This window comes from Achromobacter sp. 1011791174 (genome assembly GCF_059760925.1).
Genome location: NZ_JCBANH010000141.1, coordinates 1 through 11332, shown reverse-complemented (window position 1 = coordinate 11332; position 11332 = coordinate 1). Strand labels below are relative to the sequence as shown.

Sequence of the window (11332 nt, the reverse complement as noted above, 5' to 3'; positions counted from 1 at the left end):
GGGGCGGGCAGGGAGCGATCCGGCGCGGGCAGGGTACACTTGTGCGCCGTTTTGCCCCCAAGCCTTTGAATTCCATGATTTCCTCCGCATGCGGCGTCGACTTCGGCACGTCCAATTCCACCGTGGGCTGGAGCCGCCCCGGCCAGCACGCGCTGCTGTCGCTCGAGGACGGCAAGCCCACCCTGCCGTCGGCCATCTTCTTCCATGACGAAGACAACGAGGTCAGCTATGGCCGGGGCGCCATCGCCGACTATCTGGCCGGCTACGACGGGCGCCTGATGCGCTCGATGAAGAGCCTGCTGGGCAGCTCGCTGATCGACGGCTCGACCGAGGTCCAGGGCCGTTCGATTCCGTTCCGCGTGCTGCTCACGCGCTTCATCGCCGAACTCAAGCGCCGCGCCGAGACCGCCGCCGGCCGCGATTTCCAGCGCGTGGTGCTCGGTCGCCCGGTATTCTTCGTGGACGACGATCCGGCCGCCGACCAGACCGCGCAGGACACTTTGGGCGAGATCGCCCGCCAGGTCGGCTTCACCGACATCGAGTTCCAGTTCGAACCGCTGGCCGCGGCTTTCGACTATGAATCGCAGATCGACCGCGAGGAGCTGGTGCTGGTCATCGACATCGGCGGCGGCACCTCCGACTTCTCGTTGATCCGCCTGGGCCCCGGCCGCGCCGGCAAGGCCGATCGCCGCGAGGACATCCTGGCCTACGGCGGCGTGCACATCGGCGGCGCGGACTTCGACAAGCAGCTGAGCCTGGCCCACGTCATGCCGCTGCTGGGCCTGGGCAGCCAGCTGCGCAGCGGCAAGGACGTGCCGTCCACGCAGTACGGCAATCTGGCCTGCTGGCACACCATCAACCAGGCGTATACCCGCAAGGCCGCCGAGCACTTCGCCTACATCCGCGCCGAGGCCGGCGACCGCGCCAAGATCGACCTGCTGCTGAATCTGGTCAAGGAGCGCGCCGGCCACTGGGTGGCGGTGCAGGTGGAAGAGGCCAAGATCGCGCTGTCGGAAGCGCCCGAGGCCCGCATCGACCTGTCGCGCGTCGGCGCGGGGCTGGCCGTGGATGTGACGCGGCCGTCCTTCGACGCCTGTGTCGGCCGGCTGATCGAAAAGGTGGAAACCACCGTCGGCGCGCTGCTGCGCGACGCCGGCGTGGCGGCGGCGGACGTGGACACCGTGTTCTTCACCGGCGGCTCCAGTCGCGTGCCCCGGCTGCGCGAAAGCGTGTCGGCGCTGGTGCCCGGCGCGCGCAGCGTCGAGGGCGACCTGTTCGGCAGCATCGGCGCCGGCCTGGCGCTGGACGCGTTGCGCAAGTTCGGCTGAACGAGGTATTCGGCGCGCCGGTCTCGCCGGCTTCTCTGCCCCCTGATCCGCGCGGGTACGCGCGAGGCCGTCCCCGCTACGGCGCCAGCATCGCAGGCACGCGCGCGGCCAGCGCGTCGATCGCGGCGCGGGTCTTGGAGGGCAGGTGGCGCGCCTGCGGCCAGACCGCGTGCACCTCATGGGCGGCCAGCTGGTCGCCGTGCATCAGCACTTCCAGCTCTCCCGTGCCGACATAGCGCGCCAGCATCCAGCAGGGCAGCCAGGCCAGGCCGGCGCCGGCGATGGCCGCGTCGGCGATGGCCTGCAGGTCGTCCAGGCGCAGGCTGGGCCGCAGGCGCAACTGTGTCGCGCGGCCATCCTCGTCCTGCATCGTCCAGGCCTTGTCCTGGCCGCCGCGCGCATAGATGATGCCGGCGTGCGCCTGCATCTCCTGCGCCGTGACGGGACGGCCGTGCGCGGCGATATAGGCGGGCGACGCGCCGATGCCCATGGTCTGCAGGCCCAGCCGGCGGGCCGCGAGGCTGGAACTGTCCGGCAGGTCGCCGACGCGGATGCCCAGGTCATAGCCTTCGTCGATCAGGTCCACCACGCGGTCGCTGAACGAGATGTCGACCTCCAGCTGTGGATAGCGGCCCGCCAGCTCGCGCAGCACCGGCGCGACGCAATGCCGGCCGAACACCAGCGGCGCGGTGACGCGCAGGCGGCCCTGCGGCTCGCGGCGGCCGCTGTCCAGCTCCGCCTCGGCCGCCTGCAGCTCGGCCAGCGCGCGCACGCAGCGGTCGTAATAGGCCTGGCCGTCGTCGGTCAGGCTTTGCTGGCGCGTGGTGCGGTGGAACAGCCGCACGCCCAGCCGGGCCTCCAGCCGCGCGATGGACTTGCCGACGGCCGAGCGTGTCAGGCGCAGGCGCTCGGCCGCCAGCGCGAAGCTGCCGGCCTCGGCCGCCTGCACGAAGGCTTCGATGCCGTTGAGCCGGTCGTGGACATTGCGGGTATTCATGACAATCCTTGATTGGTGCCTTTCGGGAATCATTGAAAGGAAAAAAATGCGCCACTAGGGATATCTATTCCCCTATATCTTAGCGATACCGGGCGACGCCGGCACGGCGCGCCTTCCATTACGTATCGCAAGGAATCTCATCATGCAGGCCTATCACGTCACCGGCGGCAAGGGCATCGAATCGCTCAAGCGCGTCACGCTGGAATCGAAAGCGCTCGGCCCGTACGACGTGCGCGTGCGCGTTCACGCCGTGTCCCTGAACTTCCGCGACCTGATGGTCGCGGACGGCATTTACCTGAAGGGCAGCGGCGCGCCCGTGATCCCCGCCTCCGACATGGCTGGCGTGGTCGCCGCCGTGGGCGAGCGCGTCACGCGTTTCCGCGTGGGCGACCGTGTCATGGGCGCCTTCATGCCAGACTGGGTCGATGGCGAGCCCACGCCGGCCAAGACCGCGCTGGCGCCGGGCGCGGCCACCGATGGCGTGCTGGCCGAGGAAGCCGTCTATGCCGAACACGGGCTGGTCGCCACGCCGGCGGGTCTGTCGGACGAAGAGGCCGCGACCTTGCCCTGCGCGGCGGTGACTGCGTGGAACGCCCTGTTCGTCGGCGGCCGCGCGCAGGCGGGCCAGACGGCGCTGCTGCTGGGCACGGGCGGCGTGTCGATCTGGGGGTTGCAGCTGGCCAAGGCCGCCGGCCTGCGGGCCATCGTCACCTCGTCCAGCAACCGCAAGCTGGAACAGGCGCGCGAACTGGGCGCGGATGTGCTGATCAATTACCGCGAGACGCCCGAATGGCAGGTCGAAGCGCTGCGCCAGACGGACGGCGACGGAGCGCACGTCGTGGTGGAAGTGGGCGGGCAGGGCACGCTGGAGCGCTCGGTGGCCGCCGTGCGCATGGGCGGCACGGTATCCATGATCGGCGGCGTCAGCGGCTTTGGCGCGACGCCGGTGGCGCCGCTGGCGCTGATCGGCGGCGCCAAGCGCCTGGAAGGCATTTTCGTGGGCAGCCGCAAGATGCTGGAGGACCTGGCCCGTTTCGTCTCGGTCGCCGGCATCAAGCCCGCGATCGACCGGGTCTTTGGCTTCGACGAGGCGCCGGCCGCCTTCGCGCACCTGGCGTCCGGCAGCCATTTCGGCAAGGTGGTGATCCGGGTAGCGCCGTAGGCGCGGGGCCGGGCGCGCGGCCCCGCGGGACCGTCGCGGCGCGATGGTAAGCTCATGCACTCCTGCCGGGCGGACGGCGCAGGCCGCCGCCCTCCCGGCCGCCATCCGCACGCGCCATGACGACCAAACCCGAATCCCATCTGCACGAAGAGCTGGTTTCCAGCGTGGCGGCCTATGACGGCCGCTTCCTGAAGATCCGCAACGACACCGTCCGCCTGCCCAACGGCAACACCTCCACGCGCGAATACGTGGTGCATCCCGGCGCCGTGGTGGTGATCCCGCTGCTCGATGACGGCCGGGTGCTGCTGGAGCGGCAGTTCCGCTATCCCATCGGCCGCGTCATGACGGAGTTTCCCGCCGGCAAGCTGGACCCGGGCGAGGATCCGCTGGCCTGCGGCAAGCGCGAGCTGCTGGAGGAAACCGGCTATACCGCCGTGCAATGGGCCCACGCCGGCGCGCTGCACCTGGCGATCGCCTATTCCACCGAGATCATCCACATCTTCTTCGCGCGCGGCCTGCGCGCCGGGCCGAGGCAGCTGGACCAGGACGAGTTCCTGGACGTGATCAGCGCCCAGCCGTCCGAGCTGTATGAGGCCTGCGCCCGGGGAGAAGTGACGGACGCCAAGACCCTGACCTGCACGCTGTGGCTGCAGAACGTGTTGTCCGGCGCCTGGCGGCTGGACTGGCGCGACGACGCGGCCGGCTGAGACTGCGTCGCCTTCCGCCATGCCCTCGCATCCGGTCCTGATCCAGCCCTCGGGCCTGCGTTTCGATGCCGACGAGGACACGCCGCTGCTGCTGGCCGCGCAGGCCGGCGGCATCAAGCTGCCCAGCTCCTGCCGCAACGGCACCTGCCGCGCCTGCATGTGCCTCATGCTGGAGGGCGAGATCCGCTACCGCATCGAATGGCCGGGCCTGTCGCGCGACGAGAAGGAAGAGGGCTGGATCCTGCCCTGCGTGGCGCATGCCGTCACGGCGCTGGAGATCCAGTCCTTGCAGGCCGCGCCGCTGGAGCCGCCCGCGCCCGCGCCCGAGCGGGCGCTGACCGGAGCGCGACGCTAGCCGGCGCATGCCGGCGTGTGGCGCGGGCCTATTGCGGCGGGCCGCCCGCGTCAGGCCCGCTCGCGCCCGCTGCCGCTATTCATGTCGGTGCATGGCCGATTCGCGGCGCGTGTCGCGCATGGTCGCATACACCAGCAGCGACAGGAAGATCACGCCGGCCAGGTAGTAATAGAACCATTGCTCATGCCCCTGCTGCTTGAACCACAGGGCGATGGCGGGCGCCGTGCCGCCGAAGATCGACACGGTCACCGCATACGGCACGGCCACGCCGGTGGCGCGGATGTTGGTCGGGAACAGCTCGGCCTTCACCACGGCGTTGATCGAGGTGTAGCCGGCCGTGAAGACCCAGGCGCCGCAGATCAGCAGGAAGGCGATGAAGGGCGAGCGCGTCTGCGCCAGCGTGTACAGGATGGGCACGGTCAGCAGCGCGCCCGCGACGCCGAAGAACACCAGCAAGGGCTTGCGCCCGATGCGGTCGGACAGCGCGCCATACAGCGGCTGCAGGATCAGCGCGAAGATCAGCGAGGCGGCGATCACATAGGTGGTGACGATGTCAGAGAACCCCGCCGTCTGCCGGACGAAGGTCTGCATGTAGGTGGTGAAGGTGTAGAAGGCCGCCGTGCCGCCCGCCGTCAGGCCCACCACGATGGCCACCTCGCGCGGGTACTTCAGCAGGCCGCGCAGCGAACTGGTGCGCGGCTGGGTCTTGCTGGCGGCCTTGTAGGAGTCGGTCTCGGGCATGTCGCGCCGCATGAAGGCGGTCACGATGGCAAGCAGCGCGCCGATCACGAAGGGGATGCGCCAGCCCCAATCCACCAGCTGCTGGTGAGTCAGGAACACGTTCTGCAGCAGCAACAGCACCAGGATCGCGCTGAGCTGGCCGCCGATCAGCGTCACATACTGGAAGCTGGAATAGAAGCCGCGGTGCTCGGCGTCGGCGATCTCGGTCAGGTAGGTGGCGCTGGCGCCGTATTCCCCGCCCAGGCTCAGCCCCTCGATCACGCGCGCCAGCGCCAGCAGCGCCGGCGCGGCCAGGCCGATGGAAGCGTAGGTGGGCGTGAGTGCGATGATCAGCGAGCCCACGCACATCATGCCCACCGACACCATCAGCGACAGCCGCCGGCCGTGCCGGTCCGCGATATGCCCGAACAGCCAGCCGCCCAGCGGCCGCACGATGAAGCCGGCCGCGAACAGCGTGGCGGCATTGAGCTGCTGGACGACGGGATCGTGCGAGGGGAAGAAGGCGGGGGCGAAGTACAGCGCGAAGGCGGTGTAGGCGTAGAAGTCGTACCACTCGACCAGGTTGCCCATGGAGCCGACGAAAATGGCCTTGATGCGGCGCTTCGCGTCGGCGACATCCAGATGCGTGTGCGTCATGGCGGTCCTTGCTGCTTGCCGGAATGGGAAACGCCGGCGTGGCCGCAAGCGCGCCGCCGCCAGCATGTCCCTATATTGCTCCCGGCCGCGCGAAATTGCACGCGCCGCCGCGCCATCGTTCAGCTTGCTGTCATGATTGGAGGGCGCCCTGGACGGTGCCTGGCGGGCGCTACTTGCCGCGCGGCTTGATCGGCTCGCAGGGCGCGGCCTTGTCCGTCCCGCGCGCGCCTTCGCCCAGCAGGGCCTGGGCGCCGCATTCCGAGCCGAACATGTTCTTGCCGTCGTGGCCCACGCCGCGCACTTCGTAGCCGGCGCGGTGCAGCGTGACCGGCTTGCCGCCGCGCGACGCGAGCAGGAACTCGTATTGCAGGTAGGCGGTGCCGCGCGCCAGTCGCGTGGAGCCCTGGGCTTCGGCGCCGCAGGTCTTGTCCAGCAGCCGGTGCTCGGGGTTGTTGTCGGCGCCGCCTAGCAGGTAGGTGACGTCGCGCGCCGCGTAGCGCACGAACAGCCGGGATTCCTCCTGGCCGCGCGCGTAGGCGGGCAGCTTGTCGGTGCCGTACTTGTACTGGTTGTAGGTGGGGCAGATGCCGCGTTCGTAGGGCGCGTAGCCCTTGCCGTCCGGGCGTGGCCGCTCGTTGGTCAGGTACAGGTAAGAAGAGGGATTGGCGATCACGTAGCGCAGCGCCAGCCCGTCGCGGCGCAGCGGGCCGTCGACGTTGTTCAGCACGGCGTAGCGTTGCACCAGCTGCGCGCCGCCGGAATGGCCGGCCAGCACGATGCCGGCCAGCGCGGGCAGGCGCTGGCGGTCGTCCAGGCTGCGCAGCAGGTCATCCAGAACCTGGAACGAGCTGACCGGCGCCGGCCGGCCGGCGGCCTGCACGCTGTCCTCGCCTTCTTCCCAGCTGGCCTTGCGCCATGCCGCCATGCCGGCGAAACCGGAATCGATGGAACCGGAAAAACGCGGCGCCAGCACCAGTGTGTCGCGCGCGCGCTCCGGATTGCGTTCCAGCAGGTCGGTCACGTATTCGTAATAGCGGTCGGCGTCGCGCTTGACGCCGTGGATCACCACCACCACCTGCTTGATGTCGGCCAGTTCGCCCTTGCCCAGCGGGCGGTTGGCGTAGACCGGGATCTTGTAGCGATGGCCCGGCTTGCCCAGCTCGACGGTCTGCCAGCGCGTCGGCTTGGCCGCTTTGGGCGCGGGGGCGGATTCGTCGTAGTCGTAGGGGTCGGGCAGTGGCGTCTGCGCGGCGGCCGTCAGCGGGGCCGCCCGCGCCGCCAGCATCAGGCTGGCGGCCGGCAGGAAGGCGCGCGCGCGGCGCATGGGCGGCTTCAGCAGCTTTCTTGGCCCAGCAGCTGCTTGAGCGCGGGCTGGTCGAGGATGCGGACTTCGCGCTGGTTGATGCGGATCAGCCCATCGCGCGCGAAGCGCGAGAACAGCCGGCTCACCGTTTCCAGCGTCAGGCCCAGGTAGTTGCCGATTTCCTCGCGGCTCATGCGCAGCACGAATTCGGTGGACGAATAGCCCAGCGAGGCGTAGCGCTGCGACAGGTTCAGCAGGAAAGCCGCCAGGCGCTGCTCGGAGCGCATCGAGCCCAGCGAGGCCAGCATCTGGTGCGAACGCGTGATCTCGCGGCTCATCAGACGGCGGAACTGCTGCTGCAGCGAGGGCAGGTGGGCGGCGACGCGGTCGACTTCATTTAGGCGAATGACGCAGACTTCGGAGTCTTCCAGGGCGACGGCGGCCGACACGTGCTTGCCCTCGAGCATGCCGTCCATGCCGACGATCTCGCCGGGCAGGTGGAAACCGGTGATCTGGATCTGGCCAGTCGCGTCTTCGAGCTGCGTCTTCAGGCTGCCGAAGCGCACGCCATAGACCGCGTCGAGGGGGTGATCCAGCGAGTACAGCGTCTTGCCCTTTTCAAGGCGCACGCGTTCCTTCACCAGTTCGTCCAGCTTTTCTACTTCGGCGGCTGCCATGCCCACGGGCACGCACACGTGTCCCAGCATACACGTGGAGCAATGGGCGGCATCTGGGGCTACGGGGACCCTTTTTTGCATATTGACCTCTATAGCGCCCGTCGAGCGGCGGGTAGCCGATGCGGGCATGAAGCGTGATGACAATTGGTATTGTAGTCCGTTGTTACTACGGGTGTCTTACGCGCTCGCGGCGTCCTTGGACAGGGACGCCGCGCGAGCGTTCCCCGCGTGGCGGTAAACGACCCAGTCCGTGACGTGATCGACGGCCGCGATGTCGCTGGCGGCGCCACGCCGCGCGGGATCTATCGGGTAGTACTGACAGGGCAGCTCCGCGCCGTCCGGGCCCGGCTGCGCGAGGCGCGCCAGCACGTCGCGGCGCAGGAAGCAGCCGGGCCGGCCGGGATGGTAGTCCTCGATCTCGTCCATCAATTGGATATGGGCCGGCTCGACCTGATAGATATCTCCTAGGACGCGACGCCCGTCAGCCACGGGAATCAGGCCGGGCCAGGCGCCGAAGTCGACCAGCCGGCCCGGCACGCTGGCCGCGCCGACCCGCCGTACCGCCGGCAGTCCACGGTCGGAGGCGGTCCGCTCCAGGTCGTTGATCTCGCCCGCGCGTAGCGTGCCGTAGACAAAAACGTATATGCTCATGATTCCTCAGGTTGCCGCACGTCGATAGAGTCCGCAAGGCCGGCAGGGTATTGAAATTCCCCGTCCCGGCCGCATATTCAGGTCATCGAGCCAGCCGGCGATGCATCGGTCAGGCTCCTCAACAAGCCAAACGACCACTATGCGATTCGACAAACTTACCACCAAGTTCCAACAGGCATTGGCGGACGCCCAGAGCCTGGCCGCCCGCAACGATCATCCCTACATTGAGCCCATACATGTGCTGTCCGCGCTGCTGTCCGATCCCGACAGCGGGGCCGGTAGCCTGCTGGCGCGCGCCGGCGTCGCCGTGAACCGGTTGCAGCCGGCCATCGAGCAGGCGCTCAAGTCCCTGCCTCAGGTGCAGGGCGATGACAACGTCCAGGTCGGCCGCGAGCTGCAGGGCGTGCTGACGCGCACCGACAAGGAAGCCGCGCGCCGGGGCGACACCTACATCGCCAGCGAGTTGTTCCTGCTGGCGCTGGCCGACGACAAAGGCCCGGCCGGCCGCATCCTGCAGGAAGCCGGCCTGCAGAAGAAGGCGCTGGAAGCCGCCATCGACGCCGTGCGCGGCGGCGAGTCGGTGTCCGCCGCAGAGGGCGAGTCCAACCGCGAGGCCCTGTCCAAGTACACGATGGACCTGACCGAGCGCGCCCGCCAGGGCAAGCTCGATCCGGTGATCGGTCGCGACGACGAGATCCGCCGCACCATCCAGATCCTGCAGCGCCGCACCAAGAACAATCCCGTGCTGATCGGCGAACCCGGCGTCGGCAAGACCGCCATCGTCGAAGGCCTGGCGCAGCGCATCGTCAACGACGAAGTGCCCGAGACGCTGCGCGGCAAGCGCGTGCTGTCGCTGGACCTGGCCGCGCTGCTGGCCGGCGCCAAGTTCCGCGGCGAATTCGAAGAGCGCCTGAAAGCCGTGCTGAAGGAACTGGCGCAGGACGATGGCAGCAACATCGTTTTCATCGACGAGTTGCACACCATGGTCGGCGCCGGCAAGGCCGAGGGCGCGATGGACGCCGGCAACATGCTCAAGCCCGCGCTGGCGCGCGGCGAGCTGCATTGCATCGGCGCGACCACGCTGGACGAATACCGCAAGTACATCGAGAAGGACGCCGCGCTGGAGCGCCGCTTCCAGAAGGTGCTGGTCGACGAACCCGACGTGGAATCGACCATCGCCATCCTGCGCGGCCTGCAGGAACGCTACGAGATCCACCACGGCGTCGAGATCACCGACCCGGCCATCGTGGCCGCGGCCGAGCTGTCGCACCGCTACATCACCGACCGCTTCCTGCCCGACAAGGCCATCGACCTGATCGACGAGGCCGGCGCGCGCATCCGCATGGAAATCGATTCCAAGCCGGAAGTGATGGACAAGCTCGACCGCCGCATCATCCAGCTCAAGATCGAGCGCGAGGCCGTCAAGAAGGAGACCGACGATGCCTCCAAGCGCCGCCTGGGCGTGATCGAGGACGAGCTCGAAAAGCTGCAACGCGAGTACAACGACTTCGAGGAAATCTGGAAGGCTGAAAAGGCCGCCGTGCAGGGCACGCAGGCCATCAAGGAAGAGATCGACGGCGTGCGCGCCGAGATGGCCGAGCTGCAGCGCAAGGGCCAGTTCGACAAGCTGGCCGAGCTGCAGTACGGCAAGCTGCCCGACCTGGAGGCGCGCCTGAAGGCCGCCGAGATCGGCGCGGCCGAGGCCGCCACCGAGGCCGAGGGCGATGAGGGCCGGCCGCGCCTGTTGCGCACCCGCGTCGGCGCCGAGGAAATCGCCGAGGTCGTGTCGCGCGCCACCGGCATCCCGGTGTCCAAGATGATGCAGGGCGAACGCGAGAAGCTGCTGCACATGGAGGAATACCTGCACAAGCGCGTGGTGGGCCAGGACGAGGCCGTGCGCCTGGTGTCCGACGCCATCCGGCGTTCGCGCGCCGGCCTGGCGGATCCGTCGCGGCCCTATGGCTCGTTCCTGTTCCTGGGCCCCACGGGCGTGGGCAAGACCGAGCTGACGCGCGCGCTGGCCGAGTTCCTGTTCGACTCCGAAGAGCACATGATCCGCATCGACATGAGCGAGTTCATGGAAAAGCACTCGGTGGCGCGGCTGATCGGCGCGCCTCCGGGCTACGTGGGCTATGAAGAGGGCGGCTACCTGACCGAGGCCGTGCGCCGCAAGCCCTACAGCGTGGTGCTGCTGGACGAAGTGGAAAAGGCCCATCCGGACGTCTTCAACGTGCTGCTGCAGGTGCTGGACGACGGTCGCCTTACCGATGGCCAGGGCCGCACGGTGGACTTCCGCAACACCGTCATCGTGATGACCTCGAACCTGGGCTCGCATCACATCCAGAGCCTGGCCGGCAAGCCCTACGAGGTGGTCAAGGAAGTGGTGTGGGACGAGCTCAAGCAGACGCTGCGGCCCGAGTTCCTGAACCGCATCGACGAGGTGGTGGTGTTCCACGGCCTGGAAGCGCAGCACATCGAGTCCATCGCCCGCATCCAGCTGCGCCGCCTGGGCGAGCGCCTGGAACGGCAGGAGATGCGGCTGGAAGTGACCGAGGCCGCGCTGGCCGAGCTGGCGCGTTCGGGCTTCGATCCGGTGTTCGGCGCGCGGCCGCTCAAGCGCGCGATCCAGCAGCAGATCGAGAACCCGGTGGCCAGGCTGATCCTGGAAGGCCAGTTCGGTCCGCGCGACGTGGTGCCGGTGGACTGGCAGGACGGCAAGTTCGTCTTCACGCGCACTTTGCAGTAAGCGGGGCCGTGCGCGGCGGGAGCCTGCCG

General features: G+C 68.8%; 10 protein-coding genes. 5 read left to right on the top strand and 5 right to left on the bottom strand.

Annotated features, from left to right (window positions below):
• Nucleotides 1-74: 74 nt before the first annotated feature.
• Nucleotides 75-1328, top strand: coding sequence for an Hsp70 family protein (locus AC6LJ5_RS28700; RefSeq protein ID WP_103275231.1), 1254 nt, complete (start codon nt 75-77; stop codon nt 1326-1328).
• Nucleotides 1329-1404: 76 nt separating this feature from the next.
• Here the strand turns inward: AC6LJ5_RS28700 and AC6LJ5_RS28695 are convergent, their stop codons facing one another.
• Nucleotides 1405-2325, bottom strand: coding sequence for a LysR substrate-binding domain-containing protein (locus AC6LJ5_RS28695; protein ID WP_498142289.1), 921 nt, complete (start codon nt 2323-2325; stop codon nt 1405-1407).
• A gap of 142 nt (nt 2326-2467) precedes the next feature.
• On the opposite strand from AC6LJ5_RS28695, the gene AC6LJ5_RS28690 reads away from it, so the two are divergent.
• The 3 genes from AC6LJ5_RS28690 (at nt 2468) to AC6LJ5_RS28680 (ending at nt 4549) form a co-directional block, all read left to right on the top strand.
• Nucleotides 2468-3487 carry a zinc-dependent alcohol dehydrogenase family protein gene (locus tag AC6LJ5_RS28690; RefSeq protein ID WP_498142288.1) on the top strand — a complete coding sequence of 340 codons (1020 nt, stop codon included), beginning with the start codon at nt 2468-2470 and terminating at the stop codon, nt 3485-3487.
• Nucleotides 3488-3603: 116 nt separating this feature from the next.
• Nucleotides 3604-4194 carry an NUDIX domain-containing protein gene (locus AC6LJ5_RS28685; RefSeq protein WP_498142287.1) on the top strand — a complete coding sequence of 197 codons (591 nt, stop codon included), beginning with the start codon at nt 3604-3606 and terminating at the stop codon, nt 4192-4194.
• 19 nt (nt 4195-4213) lie between these two features.
• Nucleotides 4214-4549, top strand: a complete 336-nt coding sequence (locus AC6LJ5_RS28680) for a 2Fe-2S iron-sulfur cluster-binding protein (RefSeq protein ID WP_103275227.1) — start codon at nt 4214-4216, stop codon at nt 4547-4549.
• Nucleotides 4550-4624: 75 nt separating this feature from the next.
• Here the strand turns inward: AC6LJ5_RS28680 and AC6LJ5_RS28675 are convergent, their stop codons facing one another.
• From AC6LJ5_RS28675 to AC6LJ5_RS28660, 4 genes are all read right to left on the bottom strand, one after another.
• Nucleotides 4625-5926 (bottom strand): MFS transporter, encoded by a 1302-nt coding sequence (locus AC6LJ5_RS28675; RefSeq protein WP_103275226.1) that lies wholly within the window; start codon nt 5924-5926, stop codon nt 4625-4627.
• A gap of 169 nt (nt 5927-6095) precedes the next feature.
• Nucleotides 6096-7250, bottom strand: a complete 1155-nt coding sequence (locus tag AC6LJ5_RS28670; protein ID WP_498142286.1) for a hypothetical protein — start codon at nt 7248-7250, stop codon at nt 6096-6098.
• A gap of 8 nt (nt 7251-7258) precedes the next feature.
• The gene (gene fnr / locus AC6LJ5_RS28665; RefSeq protein ID WP_392409927.1) at nt 7259-7987 is read right to left on the bottom strand and encodes a fumarate/nitrate reduction transcriptional regulator Fnr; all 729 of its coding nucleotides are present in this window, start codon (nt 7985-7987) and stop codon (nt 7259-7261) included.
• 96 nt (nt 7988-8083) lie between these two features.
• On the bottom strand, nt 8084-8557 hold the full coding sequence (locus AC6LJ5_RS28660) for a gamma-glutamylcyclotransferase family protein (protein WP_103275224.1): 474 nt from the start codon (nt 8555-8557) through the stop codon (nt 8084-8086).
• A gap of 139 nt (nt 8558-8696) precedes the next feature.
• Between AC6LJ5_RS28660 and clpB the strand changes: the two genes are divergently transcribed.
• Nucleotides 8697-11303, top strand: a complete 2607-nt coding sequence (clpB, locus tag AC6LJ5_RS28655; protein ID WP_103275223.1) for an ATP-dependent chaperone ClpB — start codon at nt 8697-8699, stop codon at nt 11301-11303.
• Nucleotides 11304-11332: the final 29 nt, after the last annotated feature.